Raw genomic sequence first — 16,702 nt, 5'->3', positions numbered from 1 at the left:
AGGCCGCGCACCATTGCGGCTTAACACGGACCGGGCTCATGCGTCAAGCGGCGGCCGAAGCTCGTCCGCGCCGGTAGCGCCGGCGGGCGCAGCCCGGGAGCGGAAGAGCGCGGTCAGGCCGCGGCGAGGCTGCGGGCTTCCACGGATGGGCGGCGGCCGGCGGGCGGCAATCATCCGGGCATGACTTCCGCCCCTCCCCTCCACGTCGTCCCGCACCGGCTCGGGAGCTGGCACCTGCGCCGCGAAGGCGATGAGCGCCCGCTGTCCGAGCATGGCAGCGAGACCGAGGCCGAGCAGGCTGCGCGGCGACTAGCCGATCGCGCCGGCCATCGGCAGATCGTCATCCATGACCGCTACGGGCGCGTTCGCCGCGCCGCCGTGCGCAGGCAGTGACGTCCTCCCAGGACATTGACGTCCGCGTGCTGCTCGCCGATTACGAAGGCGCCGGCCGGCGCGCGCTCGCCGGCGTGCTCAGCTCCATGACCGGCGTCGTGCTCGCCGGTGAGGTCGCCGAGCGTGCGGAGCTGGCTGCTGCGCTGCGCCTGGCGCGCGCCGACGTCCTGGTGATCGACGATCGCCTCCTGCGCGACGGCGGTCGCGCCCTCGCCGACCTGGAGCGCCAGGCGCCGGAGCTGCGAATCCTCGTGCTCGGCGTCGACGACGATCCCGCATTCGCCACCAGAGCACAGCACCTCGGCGCCGAGGCCTGGATCGCCAAGGATCGCGCCGGCGAACAGCTGCCCGCGCTGTTGCAGACGCGATGACCGCGCTTCGCCGGATTCGATGACCATGACCGTCGACGAAGCACCCGGGCGCAGCGGCGACTGGCTGGAAGTCGCACAGCCCGGCCAAGGCCTGCCCCGCCGCGGACAGATCGTCGAGGTGCTCGGCGGTCCACGGCATGAGCACTACCGCGTTCGGTGGACGGACGACTACGAGTCGATCCACTATCCCGTCGAGGGGACGCGGATCCTGGAGCCGTCAAGCGCGGTGATGGCCGATCGAGGTGCGGTGCGGCGAGCACCGCGATGGGGCAGGCGGACCATCCTCTGAGACCGGACGCGGTGGTCAACCCCGGCCGCGCGGGAGCGTCCGCAGCCAGGCGTCGATCGCGGCGAAGTCGGCGTCGGTGACGACGCTCGGCGGGAACAGGCCGTGAGCGTGGACGTGGCGGAAGTCGCCGAGCTCGACGCCGCCCGCCAGCCGCGGGCCGCGCAGCCCCTGGGCGCGATCGCCGTGGCATGACGCGCATCCCAGGCCGCTGACGGAGAACGCCTGGCTCCCCGCCTTCGCGGGATCGGTGCCGCGGGCGAGCGCCACGTCGAGCCGCGCCGCGCCGGAGGCGCTCTGCGCGTACTGGCCGGCGGAGTCGACCCCGACGCCGTGGTTATAGGTCATGCGGCCGCCGATGTACCCCTGCGTGAGCACCGCGGCGAGCGCGAGCACCCCGCCGGCGATCAGCTCCGGACCATGCGTGTGACGGTCGGCTGCCACGCGCACGCGGCGCCACGCGGCGATCGCGACGATGGTGACGGCGAGCGCGATGCCGAGCCAGAAGTGGATCGTGCCGATGCGGAAGCTGCTTCCGCGCAGCGTCGTCTGCGCCTGCCCCCAGACGAGCAGGCCGGTGATCCCGGCGAGCCCGACGCCCGCGACCGCGGCTCCGACCACCCACGGTTCAGCCGCGGCCAGCGAAGCGCCGCCGCGGCCGGCCCGGCGGACGAGCAGGATCAGCAGGTAGACCGGGACCGCGACGACCGCAAGGTGCGTCGCCGCCCCGTGAAGCTCCGAGAGATGCGGCATCGCCGCAGGGTGCCCGGTGCCGGGTAATGGTTCGGCAAAGGGGGCTCGGCTCGGAGCGCGTGACCACCTCGCGCGCCCGCGGCCTCGTAGCATCGAGCCGTGGCTCACGTACTGCTCCTCGAGGACGACCAAGACATCGCGGAGGCGCTGACCGGCGAGGGCTACGACGTGGCGACCGCGGGCGACGGAAGCATCGCGCTGGACGCGGTGCTCGAGGCGCCTCCAGACCTGATCATCCTCGATATCGGCCTGCCCGGCATCGATGGCCTCGAGGTGTGCCGCCAAGCGCGTGAGCTGCGCCCCCAACTGCCGATCTCATGCTGACCGCCCGGGACGGCGAGCTCGAGACGATCGCCGGCCTCGACGCGGGAGCCGACGACTACGTCACCAAGCCGTTCCGGCTCGCGGTGCTGCTGGCGCGCGTGCGCGCCATGCTGCGGCGCAGCGCTCCCTCGGAGCTGACCGCGGCTGACGTCCGCGTCGACGAGTCCTCCCGCCGGGCATGGCGGGGCGAGCGCGAGCTCGACTTGTCGCCCAAGGAGTTCGATCTGCTCGCGCTGCTCGTTCGCGAGGCGGGAAACGCACTCGCGCGCGAGCGCATCATGGACGTGGTCTGGGACGTCAACTGGTTCGGCTCCACGAAGACGCTGGACATGCACATGTCGTGGCTGCGGCGCAAGCTCGGAGACCCGCCGCTGATCTCGACCGTCCGACGGATCGGGTTCCGCTTCGAGCGCCGATGAGGCGGCGGCTGATCGCGACGACCGCGCTGATCGCGCTCGCGGCGATCCTCGTGCTCGGCATCCCGCTCGGCATCGTCGAGAGCGCGCGAGCCCGCACCGACGCGCTGGGACGCCTGGAGCGAGAAGCCGACGGAATCGCCGCGGCCGTCGACGATCGCGCGGCCGCTGCGCGCGGTATCGATGCGACGATGCTCTCGCCCTGGTTGCGGCCGGGGCACGCGGCAGTGATCGTCGCCGGAGGAAGGCGGATCGACGTCGGGCGGGTCCCCAGGGGAGGCGTCCTGTCTTCGCGCTCAGGCGCCACGCAGGGCGTGCGCGTCACGGTGTTCGCCTCCGCCGGCGAGGTCACCCAGCGGCGCCGCCAGGTGTGGCTGCTGGTCGGTGGCCTCGCCGTGGTCGGGACCGCGGCGGCAGCCGGCCTCGCGGTCCTGCAGGCGCGCCGCTTCACTCGCCCGCTCGGGCAGCTCGTCGCCACGTCGGCGCGCCTCGGCGCCGGCGACTTCTCGGCGCGCACCGGGAGGCTGGACCTGCCCGAGCTCGATCACGTCGCGGCGACGCTCGACGCGGCCGCCGTCCAGATCGCCCAGCTGGTCGGACGACAGCGCGAGTTCGCTGCCAACGTCTCCCATCAGCTGCGCACGCCGCTGACGGCCATGCGCCTGCGGCTCGACTCGCTGGCGGCGCTCGACCATCCGCCCGCCGTGCAGGCGCAGCTCGAGGCGGCCTTACGCGTCGCGGACCGCCTGGAGCGGACCGTGGCCGACCTGCTCGAGCTGGCACGCGCGGGCGACATCGGGCGGCCGCGTGACGTCGACCTCGCCGATCTTGCACGCGAGCACGCGACCGGCTGGCAGCCGGTCTATGCGCGCGCCGGCCGAGCTCTGAGCATCCGGGTGGACGAGCCGCTGCCCGCGCGAGTCAGCCCCGGAGGCGTCGCCCAGGCGCTCGATGTCCTGCTCGAGAACGCGATCGCCCACGGAGCGGGAACGACCCACCTCCACGCCCGGCTCGTCGACGGGCGCCGGGTGCTCGCCGTCGAGGATGCCGGCGCCGGCGTGGCCGAAGGCCTCGAGCAGTCGATCTTCGAGCACCACGTCTCGACCGCGGGCTCGACCGGGCTCGGGCTCCCGCTCGCGCGTGCGCTGGTGGAGGCCGACGGCGGGCGCCTGATCCTCGCCCGAGCGCGCCCGGCGCGGTTCGAGATCGTCATCCCCGAGCCGCGGACAGCTGCCGCTCAGCGTGCGGGAAAGCCGCACTGACCGCGTGCCCGACTCCGGATGCAGCAGTGACTGATTGCGTCTGGAATGGCTGCGTGTTCCAAGCTACTGCAGTCAAGGAGAAGAGGGAGATGCGCAAGCTGCTCCGTTACGGCGGCGTCGCCGCCGGCATCGTGCTGATCGCCATCGGCATCGGCTCCATCGTCATGGGCTTCACCGGACGCGATCAGGTCCGCAGCGACCTGGGGCGCGAGCAGATCGTCGGCACGCCCGACCTCGCGTCGCCTGATGCTCGCGAGTCGGGGCGCGCGAACGTGGCGCAGCCCGCCGCGACGGCCATCTAGCCACGCGCGAGATGAAGGTTCCGGGCTGGCATTCCCGCGTCCGCAGACGTCCGCTCGCAGGTGTGGGCTGCGCTGCAGAGCGGCCTGATCGACGCTGCGGACCTCGCCTGACGCGGCATCGCCACGGGCGGCTGGTGTTCGCCGTCAACGCGCGGCGCGCGACTTTCACAGCTCGGCGACCCGGCGACCACGGGCCGCCATGAGCCGCCTCGACGGCCAGATCAGATCTCGACGAGACCGTGGCTGAGCGCGTAACGGACGAGCTCGGCGCGTGAGGTCCGGCGGATCTTCTGCTGGATGTGCGCGCGGTGCGTCTCGACCGTGCGGGTGGAGAGGAACAGCTGCTCGGCGATCTCGGTGTTGGTATGGCCAAGGGCGATCAGACGCAAGACCTCGAGCTCGCGTTCGGAGAGGTCGTCGGGCGGGCCGGCCGCCTGGGCGGGCTGCGCCGCGATCCTCGCCCCGAGCCGGGGGTTGAGATAGTTCTGGCCCTCCGCGGCGAGCCGGATCGCCTCGAGCAACTCCTCGTCGGCGGCTTCCTTGAGCACGAAGCCGAGCGCGCCGGACTGCAGCGCCTGGCGCGCGAAACCGGGATCGTCCTGCATCGTCAGCACGACGATCGCGGTGTCGGGCGCCTCGGCGCGCAGCCGCGGAATCGCTTCCAGGCCTGACTCGCCGTGCATGTTGAGATCAAGCACGAGGACGCAAGGCCGGTGGGCGCGCGCGAGGCGCTCGGCGTCCGGGACGGATCCGGCCTCGGCGACGACCTGCATCGCCGGCTCCGCGTCGATCAGGAGCCGCAGCCCTTGGCGGACGACTGTGTGGTCGTCGGCGATGACGACCGTGGTCTTCTCGCGGTCCGCATGCTCGGCGCGGGTCGTCGACGGCTCAGAGGAAGCGCTGGTCACGTAGCGAACGGTACGCCCGCCATGGGCTCGCCGGTCCGGAGCGCGCCGCGGTCCACGTCCGTAGTTCTCCGCAGACTCTCCCATCGATGATCGTGGACCGAACCGTATGGCGACGCTGTGGAGGTCGCCTCCGGCGAGGCCCGCGGTGCTCTGCGGGGTTCCACGGACGGCCGCCTCACGGAGGAGCTGCGGGCGCCTCGCCCCTCCACCTCAGCGGACGCCCGAGGCGCCATGCGATCCGCCCGGCGCCTGCCCTGGCGCGTTGCCCGAGTTCCCCGGGGCGCTCGGAGGCGGCGCCGGCCCCGGAGCGGGCGTGCCCGCCGGATCGGGCCGGGCCGGAGCGGTCACCGGGTCGGCTTGCTTTTTGGCCGGGCCGGGAGGGGTCGCGGCGCCGGCGTGCTTCTTGGCCTGGCCCGCAGGCGTCGCGGTGCCCGCTTGCTTCCTGGCCTGGCCGGCCGCGGCGCCGGTTTGCTTCTTGGCCTGGCCGGGATGGGCCACGGCGCCGGTTTGCTCCTTGGCCTGCCCGGGAGGGGCCGCGGGCTCCGGTGGCTTCCTCGCCTGCCGGGGCGCGCCGGCGTCGCCCATCGCGGGCTGCGCGGGCGCGGCCGGCGCCGGCGGCCTCGGGGTGCCGGTCGCGGTCCGCGGTGTCCGGCGCGGCAGCATCGCCGTCCGCGTTCCCCGCGCGCGGGACTTCGCCGGCCGGGCCGGCGCCGGCGCCCGAGGCGGCTGCGCGACCGCCTCCCGCGGCCTCGGCGTAGCGGCGACGGCATGCGGCGACGGTCGGCTCTTGCTCGCCCGCGCGGCCCCCGCGGGCCGTGCCGAGGACTGCCGTGCATGGTGCAGCGAATGCGCACCGGTCGCCGCCGTCGCCGTGACGACTACGGCGCCGATCGCGACCTTGGCGAGCAGCCGGCCGGCGAGCGCTCCGGCGCCCGCGCCCGCGCTCGCCGAGCCGTGCAGCGCCGCGAGGAGCGCCGCGCCGGCGCCCGCCGGGAGGGTCGGCGCGAGCGCGGCGAGCTCCGCGGGACGTCGTCCCATGTCGGCTTTGAAGCGCCGGCAGGACGCGCACGAGCGCAGGTGCGCGCGCAGCCGGCGCGCGCGCATGACGCGCCCGTCACCGTCCGAGAGCGCCCGCTGAACCTCCAAGCAGGGCGTCGCGCGCCCCTCGTCGCACTTCGACAGCGCCCGGCGGGCGTCGAGGATCGCCTGCTTGACCGCGCCCGGCGTCGTCTCGAGCGTCGCCGCGATCTCCGCCGGCCGCAGCCCGTAGAGCTCCCGCAGGATCAGCGCCGTGCGCTGGCGGCGGGGCAGGTCGTCGAGGTCCTGTCGCAGCAGGCGCAGCGTCTCGCGGGCTTGGATGCGGTCATCGACGGCGGCGGCGTCAGCAAGCTCACCGTCGAGCTCGACCACGGGGCGACGGCGCCGCAGGATCGACACCGACTCGTTGTGCGCGATGTGGAACAGCCACGGCCGCAGGTCGAAGTCACGCGGCTCGCTCTTAAGCGCCGCGTACGCGCGCGTCATCGTGCTCTGCATCGCATCCTGGGCGTCGTGCTCGTGCCGCACGATCGACCGGCAGTAGCGGTAGAGCGCCCGGTGGTGACGCTCATAGAGCGCCGTGAACTCCTCCCGCTCGGCATCCGGTGCCGGCGCGGCATGTCCCTTCGACATCACGTAGCGCCCAATATGCCAGCGCGGGCACCGACTGGTGGAAGTCGTCTCACCTGATCGTCGACCGGCGCGCGGACCGCGGCGGCGTGGCGAGCGGCAGCCGGGGCCGATCAGCGAGCGGTCGAGCCACCAGCTCGGGCCGCGATGTCAGACTCCTTACACTTGGGTATGTAGCAACTGACTCGCGGCACACGTGCGCGTCGTCGTGCTGAAGGCCTCGACTCGCAGGAGGACGGATGAAGACGTGGCGCGCTGTCGGTGCAGTGGTCATCCTCGGAGCGGCCGCGCTCGCGGCGCCGCCGGCGCTGGGCGCCGTCTCGCCCCTCGTGCAGGTCACGGGGGCGTCGCCGTTCGCGGTCGGGTGCGCGGGGAGCGGCCATGACCCGACGGGCGAGGTGTTCGAGGATGCCGAGGTCGAACCGTGGGTCGCGGTCGATCCCGCCGACCCGAGCCACGTCGCCGGGAGCTGGCAGCAGGACCGCTGGAGCGACGGCGGGTCGCACGGGCTGGTGGCGAGCGCGTCGCTGAACGGCGGCACGGCGTGGAACGGCGAGACGTTCGCCGACTTCAGCCGCTGCCCGCTGTTCGCGCATTACGGCGATCCTGACGCCCAGGATCCCGGCCGCGAGTTCGATCGCGGCAGCGACCCGTGGGTCTCCTGGGGCACCGGCAGCCGGCTGCATCAGATCGCGCTGACGGTCAGTCAGCCGTCGGTGGGGCTCGGCCTCAACGCGGGCATCCTCGTGTCGCACTCCGATGACTTCGGCGCGACGTGGTCGCACCCGCAGGCGATCAAGGAGGACCACGGCGGCAACGTGCTCGACGACAAGGAGTCGCTCACGGCGGACCCGGCGAGCGGCTACGTCTACGCGATCTGGGATCGCCTCGTGGCCCCGAACGGCCACGCCGACCTCGAGGCGACGGAGAACGCGATCGGCTACCGCGGCCCGACCTGGTTCGCCTCGAGCCCCAACAACGGCGAGACGTGGTCGTCGGCGCGGATGATCTACGACCCGGGCGAGATCAACCAGACGATCGCCAACCAGATCGCCGTCGAGCCGGACGGGACGCTCGTCGACGTGTTCCTGCAGATCAACAACTTCAAGAACAGCCACGGCAGCCGCGGGCTCAACGTCGCCGTCATGCGCTCGAGCGATCACGGAGCGTCGTGGTCGAAGCCGGTGTTCGTCCACAAGACGGTCGACGCGACGGTGCGGACCCCGGGCGACGGCCAGGCGCTGCGCACGGGAGACATCGCTCCGGACATCGCGATCGACGGGCGCACCGGCGCCATCTATGTCGTCTGGCAGGACGCCGTCTCCGGCACCCCCGCCATCTACCTGTCGAAGTCGACCGACGGCGGGAGCTCGTGGAGCGCCGCGCAGATGGTCAGCGACCCGCCGGCCGGGGTGTCCGCCTTCACCGCGGCGGTCGACGTCGATGCGGCCGGCGCCGTCGGCGTGACGTACTACGACTTCCGCAACGACACGTCCGACACGGCGACGGCGCTGACCGACTACTGGATCCGCACCTCGACGGACGGCGGCGCCGCCTGGGCTCCGTCCCAGCGTGTCACGCCGGCGTCGTTCGACATGAAGAAGGCGCCGGTCGCGCGCGGCTACTTCACCGGCGACTACGAGGGACTCGATCACGCCGGCAGCACGTTCAAGGTCTTCTTCGTCCAGACCCACAACGCGGACGCCGGCACCAACCCGACGGACGTCTACTCCGCCGACGCGACGCCGTGACCGGCTCGCGCCTGCTCGTCGCGACGCTCGCCCCGATCACCGCGGTGGTCGCGGACGACGGCAGTCCCGCCTATCACCAGAACCAGGTTCTCGGCGTCGTGCCGCGAGCCACCTTCGGGAGGACCTATTGAGCGACCGTACGAGGATCCACGCCTTCGCAGCTGCGACGGGGGTCGCGGCCGCCCTGCTGGCCGTGCCGGGCAGCGCCGGCGCGCAGGGTGCGCTGACCCGGGTCAGCGCGGACCCGTTCACCAACCCGACGAGCCAGCACGCGACCGAGGTCGAGCCGGACACGTTCGCCAACGGCTCGACCGTGGTCGCCGCGTTCCAGGTCGGGCGCTTCTTCAGCGGCGGGGCGAGCGACATCGGCTTCGCGCGCTCGGGCGACGGCGGCTCGCACTGGGACGCGCCCGGGTTCCTGCCGGGGATGACGACCAGCGCCGGCGCCGAGAGCCCGTTCGAACGCGTCAGCGACGCGAGCGTGGCGTATGACGCGGCGCACGCGACGTGGCTGATCTCCTCGATCCCGCTGCTGCCGGACACGTCCGTGCCGACGGTGCTCGTCAACCGCTCGACCGACGACGGGCGGACCTGGAGCACGCCGGTGCAGATCCCGCCGCCGGCTTCACACTCCGTCGATCTCGACAAGAACTGGACGGTGTGCGACAACGGCGCGTCCAGCCCGTTCCGGGGCCATTGCTACACGGAGCTGGACAACTTCGGCGAGGGCGATCGGGAGCTGATGAGCACGTCGACCGACGGCGGGCGGAGCTGGAGCGTGCCGATCGAGACGGCCGGCCATGACAAGGGCCTCGGCGGTCAACCGGTGGTGCAGCCCGACGGCACCGTGATCGTCCCGTTCGAGAGCCTCGACGGCAAGATCGCCGCCTTCGCCTCCACCGACGGCGGCGCCTCTTGGACGCGAGCCGTCAAGGTCGACGGCGTGCGCTTCCACCCGGTCGACGGCAACCTGCGGACGAGCCCGCTCCCGAGCGCCGAGATCGGCGCCGACGGCACGGTCTACGTCGCGTGGCAGGACTGCCGCTTCAGGTCCCGCTGCGCGAGCAACGACATCGTCTTCTCGAGGTCCGCCGACGGCAGCGCGTGGAGCGCTCCAGCACGGATCCCGATCGACGACGTCGCGAGCGGCGCCGACCACTTCATCCCGGGACTCGCGGTCGACTCCGCCACCGCCGGCGCCGCCACGCACCTCGCCCTGACGTACTACTTCTACCCCCAGGCGGCATGCGGCGCCGGCTGCCGGTTGGAGGTGGGCTACGTCTCCTCGCCGGACGGCGGGGCGCACTGGAGCGCTCCCACCGTGCTCGCCGGCCCGATGGCGCTGACCGACATCGCCCAGACCTCGCAAGGCCCGATGGTCGGCGACTACATCTCGACCTCGTTCTCGGCCGGTCGCGCCGTGACCGTGTTCCCGATCGGGCGCACCCGGCCGACGGCGACGAGCTACGACGAGGCGACCTACGCCCCGGCTGCGCCGCTGGCCGTCGCAGCGCCGGCAGACGCCACGCGCGCGGCAAGCAGCACCGGTGCGGCACCGGTGTCGGGCATCGGCACCGGCGAGACGCACCACGCGCTCAGAGACGACTGACGCGACCCGCCCGCGGCCGCCCGCTCGCCCCCGCGCGGGCGGGCGGACCGTGCATCGGCGGCGTCCGGCTCAGGCGGCGAGCGCGAGAGCGGGGACTCCGGCGGCCGTGACGAAGGCGTCGAAGATCGCGGCGTGCTCCGGTCGATGGGTGAGGAGCTCGGCATGCCACTGGACGCCGAGGCAGAACCGCGCCGTCGGGTCGCAGATGGCCTCTATCGTGCCGTCCGGGGCACGGGCGCAGATCTCCAGGCCGTTGCCGAGGCGATCGATCGCCTGATGGTGGAGACTGTTGACGGCGAGCCAGCGGTGGCCCGTCACGCGGTGCAGGGGTGAGCCGGCCGTCACGGTGACGGGATGGCTGGTCTCGAAGGGCTCGTGGGTCTGGAGGTGCTCGACGTCGGTGCGGTCGGGCAGGTGCTGGTGCAGCGTCCCGCCGCGGACGACGTTGAGCGCCTGCATGCCGCGGCAGAGAGCGAGCACGGGCAGGTCGCGCTGGGCGGCGGCGGCGAGCACCGCAAGCTCGTAGTCGTCGGCGACGCGGTCGACGTCGGGACCGAGTCGCGGGTGCGGGAGCTGTCCGTAGGTCGCCGGGGCCAGGTCGGGGCCGCCGCTGAAGAGCAAGCCGTCGAGGCGGTTGAGCAGGGCGCCGGCGTCGTCGGTGTAGCCGTGCGCGGGAAGGACGACCGCGATGCCGCCCGCCTCCTGCACCGCCTGGGTGTAGGTCAGCCGCAGCGAGAGCCGGGCGGGTGCGCGGTCGCGCTCGCGCCGGCCCGGCGCGGGCGCCCAAGCCGGCGCGGTCTCGGCCTTGAGCTCGTGCGTGACGACGCCGATCAGCGGCGGGTGGTGCGGGTGTCGGCGGTGGATGCCTGAATGGTCCACGCTGCGCGGCCTTCATCACAGCGTGCTTCCCAGCGTCCGTCGTTGTGGTCTGGCACCGGGCCCCGTAGGGCGACCCCTAAGCACACCCGCGGGCAGGCCCGACCCCTCGCGTCTGGCGATAGAGAGGTTCGTCCACCGGAGGAGCCGCAATGCCCGACGTCGCGATGCCGTGCGACATCGCCGCCACGGCAGCCACAGATGTGCGTGACGCAGCGACCTCAATCGACGTCGAGCAGGACCTGTGTCGCGTCGTCGGCGACCTCCCCGTCCGTCGCGTCGAGCACCGCGCGCTCGATCGCCGCGACCGTCGCGGAGGCGGGAAGCCCGGCGGTCTGCAAGAGCAGTCTTTGGAGCCAGTCCGAACCGAGCCGCGTCCCGTCGCGACGCCGCGCTTCGACGATCCCGTCGGAGTAGATCAGCATCCGATCGCCCGAGCGCACCCGGATCGTCGCGCTGGGAATCGCGCGCTCGCGGTCCAGGATGCCGAGCGGATAGGTCGTTTCGCCGCGCAGCTCGCGCACCGTCCCGTTGCGCAGCAGCAGCGGGGGAAGGTGGCCGCAGTTGGCCCAGGCAAGCTCGTCGCGAGTCGGGCGCCACAGCCCCACGATCGCCGTCAGGAAGGCGTGCGAATCGAGATCGTGGACGGCGCGATGCATCTCCAGACAGCACTCTGATGGCTGCGCGCCTTGGCGTCGGCTGGTGCGAAACGCCCCGATGCTGACCGCCGAGATCGCCGCAGCGCGGACCCCCTTGCCCATCGCGTCACCGGTCGCGATCCAGACGCCCTCGGGGTTCTCGGCGTGGTCGAACCAATCGCCGCCGACGTCGTAGGCGGGCAGCACGCTGGCGACGACCTGACCGCCGCGCAGGCGTGCGATCCGCGCAGGGAACAGCTCCAGCTGGATCTCGGCGGCGGTGCTCGGCCGCTTGCGCCGCCGCCCACGCTCGAAGACGTCGGTGAACCCGCTCGCCAGTTCGAAGGCCGGGGCGACAGCGCACGCCAGTTCGCTCAACGCGCCCCCGGCCGCTTCGGTCGTGGCGAGCACGCCGACCGCTCGGCCGAGGACCCACAGCGGCGCGACCGTACACTCCGGCCAGGTCTTGACGAGCTGCTGACGCACCTGCCGCGAGCTCTCGGCTTCGAACTCCGGTCCGACGGCGCCGATGGCCTCGAGCCGTTCCGGCAGGCCATCGTCGCCCGCGAAACGGAGCAGGCACACCCCCTCCACATCGATCAGGTAGATCGCGGCCAAGCCGCCACCCGCAAGCGCACGAATGCGCTCGATCACCCGGGCCGGAAGCACGCCGAGCGGCTCCCGAGCCAGATCCGAGTCGGCGGCCACCACCGCTCAGCTACCCGCCGAGCGCCCCCGACGTGCCTGCTTCTAGGCGCCCTGCCGCCGAATGCGCTTATCGGACGGGATCCCACGGTCGTGCGCCGAAGAACGCACGGGTGTCGTCGGCGAGCAGCTCGGGCTCCTGCTATTGCACGAGCGACAATCGGCGCAGCTTGAGCGCGACGTGCACGGCGAGCCGCGCCTCAGGATCCTCGAGTGTGTCCCCCAGCACCTCAGTCGCATGGCGCAGCCGGTGGCGGAAGGTGTTGCGGTGCATGAAGCAGCGCGCGGCCGCCACGTCGTGCCGCGGGTAGTCGAGCCCGGCCTCGAGCACGGTCAGCAGACCGCCCTGATGCTCGCCGTCCCACGCGAGCAGCGGACCGATCTGCCGGCGCACGAACTCGCGCGCCTCGTCGGTCTCGGCGACGCGCGCGAGCAGGCGGTCGAGCGCATAGTGGCGCACGGACACAAGGGGCTGATCGTCCTCCCTGCGCGGTCCCATGCGCCACAGCGCGTCGAGCTCGGCGACGCCCCCGCTCAGGTCGGCGAGGGCCAGGGCGCGCTCGCCGACGATCACCTGCGGACGCGCGATGGGAGCGAGGCGCCGCGCGCGTCCCGCGACCTTGCGGAACCACTCCAGCGCTCGCGCGCTGCCATCGGCGCCCTGGCCCGGATGGAGGAGGGCGATCCGCTCACCGAGCAGCACGCTCAGCGCGCCGCTCGGCTCTTCGCGAGCCTCGCCGTCGATCGCCTCGGCGACCTCAGGCCGCGGAGCGCGCCCGCGCCAACCCAGTATCGCGGCCCAGTACATGTCGGCCAGCTCGAGCCCACAGCCGGCGGCTTCGCGTCGGGCACGCGCGGGGCCGACGTCGGAGTCGCAGATGATCCGCCGCAGCATCTCGGTCGTCCGCGCCCGTAGCAGCATGGCGCGCTGGAGCTGGTCGGCGAGCAGCGCCGAGAGCAGCTCGACGAGCTGCCGGTTGTTGTGGCCTTCGCCGTCGATCTCGCCGATAGCCAGGAACCCGAACCGGGACGACGACCGATGGATGCTCAGAATCCGCCATCCGGGTGGCGCGACCAGCCGGTTCGTCGCCGCCGCGCGGGCGATCGCGAGCGCGCGCTCGCCGGTCTCGGTGTCGGGCGCACGGCCGAGCGACTCGCCGGACGGCCCGGCCAGGCCGAGCGGCTGCCGCAGCACCTTCTCGGCCGCAAGGATGAGCCGCGCTGGAGCGTCGGTCTCGACCGCGACGCGCACAAGCGAGGTCACCAGCTCCGGAGAGGGCCCCGCGACGTCTGGCTCACCCTGCGCTGCGCTCACGTTCCCGCCCGCGGTGTAACCCCGTGTCGTCTGCCCGGCAGGAGCCCCATCTCGTGAGCCGCGCACTCGTCGTATGGTCCTACCGCACTGGACCAAGGGTCTATGGGGGGTCCGCCGCGTGTTGGCAAGCTGACAGCACGATGGCTGACATCGGACGTCCCGAACGCGAGATCGAGGTCCGGCCCGCCGAACTCCCGCTGCCGCGCGAGCTGCCGCTCGAGCCGCCGCTGCCGGGTCCGGCCGAGCCGCAACCCGCCAAGGAGCCTGTACCCGCTTGAACGTCGTACAGGAGCCGCTCCTCGGATGGCGCGGCTGGCAGGTGGTCGAGGGCCGGCACGGGCCCGCACTGGCGTCGTGGTGGGTGGACGCGGTCTGGCCCGCGCGGCGCCCGCTCGAGGCGCGCTGCGGCGTGCACGGATCGCGCCCGGCGGCGCACCACGCCTGCGGCATCCACGCGTTCAGCGCCCGCGACGAGGCGCTCGCCTACCTCCATCGCACCCACGACAGCGTGCCGCTCCTGTTCTGCCGACGGCCGCAGCGCGCGCTCGCGGTGGCGATCGGACGGGTCTCCGGCTGGGGACGCGCCGTGACGCATCGGCGCGGCTGGCGCAGCGAGTTCGCATATCCGTACGACCTCTTTCTGCTCGAGAGAGATGACGGCCTCGCCCGGGCGGTGGCCGATCGGTACGCCGTCGACGTCTCTGCCCTCCCCCCAATCCGCTAGGAACAACATGCGCCGGATCATCGGCATCCAGCTCCATCATTCAGTCAACCTGGACGACGCAAGCCGCTACGGGGTCAACATGTTGAGCGCCCTCGAAGGCGCGCTCAAACGGACCGGCGACCCCGAGATCCAGGCGCTGATCGATCAACTGCAGCCGCTCGTGCGCCAGATCGGCGTCGCCCGCACCGCCGCCGGCCTGCGGCTGCAGCTGCACCATCGCGATCCTGACTTCAAGCGCTACGTCGACGGCGAGCTGCCCTGGCCCGACGAGCTGGAGGAGGGCTTCGTTCCCCGCTGCACGTGCGGCGATCGCTGCCTCTTCCACGACGTCGGTCGCGGAACGCAGGACGACTGCAACTGCGATCGCGTCTGCGGGCAGCACGGCGAGGCCGAGGCCGCCTGACCTAAGGCGTCAAGGCCGAGACGCGCAGGGTCCCGCGCGCGGTGCCCGCGGCTCGCTCGCGGTAGCCGGGCACGAACAGCGACGTCACGATCGCGTGCTCGGCGGTCAGCTCGTCGATGACCGGCCACAGCTCGGCGATCCGGCTCGGGCGATCGATGCAGACGGTGTAGGTCGGGCGGTGGCTGGCGACCCGCCCGAGCTTGTCGCCGTGCGGCGGCTCGTCGCTGGAGAAGCCCCACTCGCCCATGATCGTCGTCGCGCCGGCGGCGTCCGCTCGCCGCAGCCGCCGGGTCAGCTCGCCGTACAGCGGGCGGCCGTCGACCTGGGCCGTCCGCCGCGTGTAGACCCGGATCGTCTGCCAGATGCCGTCGTGCGCGCTGCTTGGCAGAGGCTCGAGCAGGGCGCCGTCGTGCTTGACCTGCGCGATCCGCTCGAGCGTCACGAGCGGCGACCGCAGAAGATCGGCGAGGTATGGAAGGCACGGTTGCAGCAGGCCGGCCGGGGCGACCGAGATGACGACCATCGGCGCGCCGTTGGAGCGCAGCAGCGTCGCACGCCGCCGGCGGCCGCCGACGAGTCCGTCGACCCCACCGAGCACGATCGCCCCGCTCGCCCCGTGGCGGCGCAGCGTCGCCACCGCCTGACGGTACGCCGGCCGCCCCATCACGCGCTCGTCCGATCCGCAGTACAGCGTCAGCTTCGCCGCCTGGCCGGGTCCCGGAGGGAACTCGGCCTCCGCGACGTCCGGGCCGGATGCGAGCCGTGCGTGCTCGAGCGTGACGAGGCCGCGCGGCACCGCGCGATCGACGTCGTCGAGCGCCGCCTCGATCCGACGGCGGGCGTCGACGGCCACGGCGAGCAGCGGCAGGTCGGTGGACACGTCCGGGAAGCGCTCGGCGTGGATGCGGCGGTTGATGCCGAAGCCCTCGATCCCGCGCAGCAGGGCGGCGGTCGCGATGCCGCGCCTCTGCAGCGCGCGCATCAGCGCCTCGCTTGCGAGCAGCGGCCCAGAGGTGATCGACTCGCCGAAGTACACGGAGAGCCTCAGGGCGTCGGCGATCATCCCAGCGCTTCTCCGCACACCCAGCCGCCATACGTCATCGCCAGCCCGGCACCCATCGAGCCGAGCAGGTACAGCCACGCGGTCGGGAAGGCGCCGTCCTCGCCGAGGCGCTGCGCCTCCACCATCCAAGTCGAGAACGTGGTGTACGCGCCGAGCAGTCCGGTCCCCAGCACGAGGAGCACGTGGCCGGTCACCGACAGACCGGTCAGCAGACCGAGCAGGAAGCCGCCCGACAGGTTGACGACGAACGTGCCGAGAGGGAAGGCGCTCGGCCGGCGCGCGGAGACGGCGCCGCCGACGTAGAAGCGCGCGCACGCGCCGGCGGCGCCGAGCAGCGCCACCCCGATCCACGCCAGCACGCCGCTCACCCGTAGCGCCGCCTCCGCGCGGCCACGGTCGCGGCGGCCGCCGCGAGCATGCCCGCCAGCAGGCTCACGGTCGCATACTCCGCCGCCATCCGGGCATGGCCGTCGCGCGCGAGCCGGATCGTCTCCACCTGGAAGCTGGAGAACGTCGTCAGCGCGCCGCAGAAGCCCGTTCCGAGCACAAGCCGGACGTACCGCGTCGGCGCCACCATCTCCGCCAGTCGCGTCGTCGCCCATGCGAGCACCAGCGTGCCCGCGAGGTTGACCGTGAACGTCGCCCACGGCCACTCCCCGGGGCGGGTGGGCAGCGCCCTCCCGACACCGCCGCGTGCCAGCGCACCGAGGGCGCCGCCGGCTGCGACGGCGAGCGCGCGCATCATTGCCTGCAAGCCTGCAGCCTCGCGCGCGGCGTAGAGGTGCGCCGCGAACCGATCCGCGCCATTCCGGCGTCACATCTCGTGCATCCTGCACACGCCGGCGAGAACGGCCTTGACCGCGCGCAGCGCGCTTCTTACAACCGTGCTGCGCCGGCCGCTGGCGTCGGCGCGGTGAGGCATCAACCAGAGGAGG

General features: G+C 72.9%; 20 protein-coding genes and 1 pseudogene. 12 read left to right on the top strand and 9 right to left on the bottom strand.

What is annotated here, in order from left to right:
• Positions 1-180: 180 nt before the first annotated feature.
• The 3 genes from H958_RS0124650 to H958_RS0124640 are packed head-to-tail and all read left to right on the top strand — an operon-like array spanning position 181 to position 1,053.
• Positions 181-393, top strand: a complete 213-nt coding sequence (locus tag H958_RS0124650) for a DUF2188 domain-containing protein (RefSeq protein WP_028060596.1) — start codon at positions 181-183, stop codon at positions 391-393.
• Entirely contained in the window at positions 390-764 is a 375-nt protein-coding gene (locus tag H958_RS0124645; RefSeq protein ID WP_028060595.1) for a response regulator, read from the top strand. The genes H958_RS0124650 and H958_RS0124645 overlap by 4 nt, the downstream gene beginning before the upstream one ends.
• Before the next feature lie 25 nt (positions 765-789).
• Positions 790-1,053, top strand: a complete 264-nt coding sequence (locus tag H958_RS0124640; RefSeq protein ID WP_028060594.1) for a DUF1918 domain-containing protein — start codon at positions 790-792, stop codon at positions 1,051-1,053.
• A 15-nt stretch (positions 1,054-1,068) separates the two neighbouring features.
• Here H958_RS0124640 and H958_RS0124635 read toward each other — a convergent pair whose 3' ends face one another.
• Positions 1,069-1,803 (bottom strand): DUF2231 domain-containing protein, encoded by a 735-nt coding sequence (locus H958_RS0124635; RefSeq protein WP_028060593.1) that lies wholly within the window; start codon positions 1,801-1,803, stop codon positions 1,069-1,071.
• Positions 1,804-1,902: 99 nt separating this feature from the next.
• Between H958_RS0124635 and H958_RS40115 the strand changes: the two are divergent.
• The 3 genes and pseudogenes from H958_RS40115 to H958_RS0124620 all read left to right on the top strand — a co-directional run bounded on the left by H958_RS40115 (position 1,903) and on the right by H958_RS0124620 (position 4,107).
• A pseudogene (locus H958_RS40115) lies at positions 1,903-2,546 on the top strand (response regulator transcription factor).
• On the top strand, positions 2,543-3,805 hold the full coding sequence (locus H958_RS44005; RefSeq protein ID WP_051324772.1) for a HAMP domain-containing sensor histidine kinase: 1,263 nt from the start codon (positions 2,543-2,545) through the stop codon (positions 3,803-3,805). Before H958_RS40115 ends, H958_RS44005 begins: the two are co-directional and overlap by 4 nt.
• A gap of 89 nt (positions 3,806-3,894) precedes the next feature.
• Entirely contained in the window at positions 3,895-4,107 is a 213-nt protein-coding gene (locus tag H958_RS0124620; RefSeq protein ID WP_028060592.1) for a hypothetical protein, read from the top strand.
• A gap of 221 nt (positions 4,108-4,328) precedes the next feature.
• Here H958_RS0124620 and H958_RS0124615 read toward each other — a convergent pair whose 3' ends face one another.
• Entirely contained in the window at positions 4,329-5,015 is a 687-nt protein-coding gene (locus H958_RS0124615) for a response regulator (protein WP_231379366.1), read from the bottom strand.
• Positions 5,016-5,225: 210 nt separating this feature from the next.
• On the bottom strand, positions 5,226-6,686 hold the full coding sequence (locus H958_RS0124610; protein WP_028060590.1) for an RNA polymerase sigma factor: 1,461 nt from the start codon (positions 6,684-6,686) through the stop codon (positions 5,226-5,228).
• A gap of 236 nt (positions 6,687-6,922) precedes the next feature.
• Between H958_RS0124610 and H958_RS0124605 the strand changes: the two genes are divergently transcribed.
• The 3 genes from H958_RS0124605 to H958_RS40105 are packed head-to-tail and all read left to right on the top strand — an operon-like array spanning position 6,923 to position 10,043.
• A complete protein-coding gene (locus H958_RS0124605; RefSeq protein ID WP_037411438.1) occupies positions 6,923-8,434 on the top strand; it encodes a sialidase family protein in 1,512 nt (503 codons plus the stop codon).
• Complete coding sequence (locus tag H958_RS48795) at positions 8,431-8,565, top strand: hypothetical protein (RefSeq protein WP_255325450.1); 135 nt, start codon at positions 8,431-8,433, stop codon at positions 8,563-8,565. The genes H958_RS0124605 and H958_RS48795 overlap by 4 nt, the downstream gene beginning before the upstream one ends.
• Entirely contained in the window at positions 8,562-10,043 is a 1,482-nt protein-coding gene (locus tag H958_RS40105; protein ID WP_081686241.1) for a sialidase family protein, read from the top strand. The genes H958_RS48795 and H958_RS40105 overlap by 4 nt, the downstream gene beginning before the upstream one ends.
• Before the next feature lie 69 nt (positions 10,044-10,112).
• Here the strand turns inward: H958_RS40105 and H958_RS40100 are convergent, their stop codons facing one another.
• The 3 genes from H958_RS40100 to H958_RS0124580 all read right to left on the bottom strand — a co-directional run bounded on the left by H958_RS40100 (position 10,113) and on the right by H958_RS0124580 (position 13,526).
• Entirely contained in the window at positions 10,113-10,922 is an 810-nt protein-coding gene (locus tag H958_RS40100; protein WP_156028260.1) for a gamma-glutamyl-gamma-aminobutyrate hydrolase family protein, read from the bottom strand.
• Between the two features lie 218 nt (positions 10,923-11,140).
• Positions 11,141-12,265, bottom strand: a complete 1,125-nt coding sequence (locus H958_RS44000; protein WP_156028259.1) for a PP2C family protein-serine/threonine phosphatase — start codon at positions 12,263-12,265, stop codon at positions 11,141-11,143.
• Between the two features lie 139 nt (positions 12,266-12,404).
• A complete protein-coding gene (locus H958_RS0124580; RefSeq protein ID WP_196807545.1) occupies positions 12,405-13,526 on the bottom strand; it encodes a PucR family transcriptional regulator in 1,122 nt (373 codons plus the stop codon).
• A 191-nt stretch (positions 13,527-13,717) separates the two neighbouring features.
• Here H958_RS0124580 and H958_RS47835 point away from each other — a divergent pair, with 191 nt between their 5' ends.
• Genes H958_RS47835 through H958_RS40090 form a run of 3 tightly spaced genes read left to right on the top strand, consistent with a single transcriptional unit; the run spans position 13,718 to position 14,704 of the window.
• A complete protein-coding gene (locus H958_RS47835; RefSeq protein WP_196807544.1) occupies positions 13,718-13,855 on the top strand; it encodes a hypothetical protein in 138 nt (45 codons plus the stop codon).
• Positions 13,852-14,301, top strand: coding sequence for a hypothetical protein (locus tag H958_RS47830; RefSeq protein ID WP_028060587.1), 450 nt, complete (start codon positions 13,852-13,854; stop codon positions 14,299-14,301). The genes H958_RS47835 and H958_RS47830 overlap by 4 nt, the downstream gene beginning before the upstream one ends.
• 7 nt (positions 14,302-14,308) lie before the next feature.
• Positions 14,309-14,704 (top strand): hypothetical protein, encoded by a 396-nt coding sequence (locus tag H958_RS40090; protein WP_051324770.1) that lies wholly within the window; start codon positions 14,309-14,311, stop codon positions 14,702-14,704.
• Between the two features lies 1 nt (position 14,705).
• Here the strand turns inward: H958_RS40090 and H958_RS40085 are convergent, their stop codons facing one another.
• Genes H958_RS40085 through crcB (H958_RS0124550) form a run of 3 tightly spaced genes read right to left on the bottom strand, consistent with a single transcriptional unit; the run spans position 14,706 to position 16,512 of the window.
• Entirely contained in the window at positions 14,706-15,767 is a 1,062-nt protein-coding gene (locus H958_RS40085; protein WP_051324769.1) for a DUF190 domain-containing protein, read from the bottom strand.
• The gene (gene crcB / locus H958_RS0124555; protein WP_156028390.1) at positions 15,764-16,126 is read right to left on the bottom strand and encodes a fluoride efflux transporter CrcB; all 363 of its coding nucleotides are present in this window, start codon (positions 16,124-16,126) and stop codon (positions 15,764-15,766) included. The genes H958_RS40085 and crcB (H958_RS0124555) overlap by 4 nt, the downstream gene beginning before the upstream one ends.
• Positions 16,127-16,131: 5 nt before the next feature.
• Complete coding sequence (gene crcB, locus H958_RS0124550; RefSeq protein WP_037411437.1) at positions 16,132-16,512, bottom strand: fluoride efflux transporter CrcB; 381 nt, start codon at positions 16,510-16,512, stop codon at positions 16,132-16,134.
• Positions 16,513-16,702 lie beyond the last annotated feature (190 nt).

This window comes from Candidatus Solirubrobacter pratensis (assembly GCF_000425945.1).
GTDB classification, from domain to species: domain Bacteria; phylum Actinomycetota; class Thermoleophilia; order Solirubrobacterales; family Solirubrobacteraceae; genus Solirubrobacter; species Solirubrobacter pratensis.
This window is presented reverse-complemented; position numbering and strand designations above follow the sequence as displayed.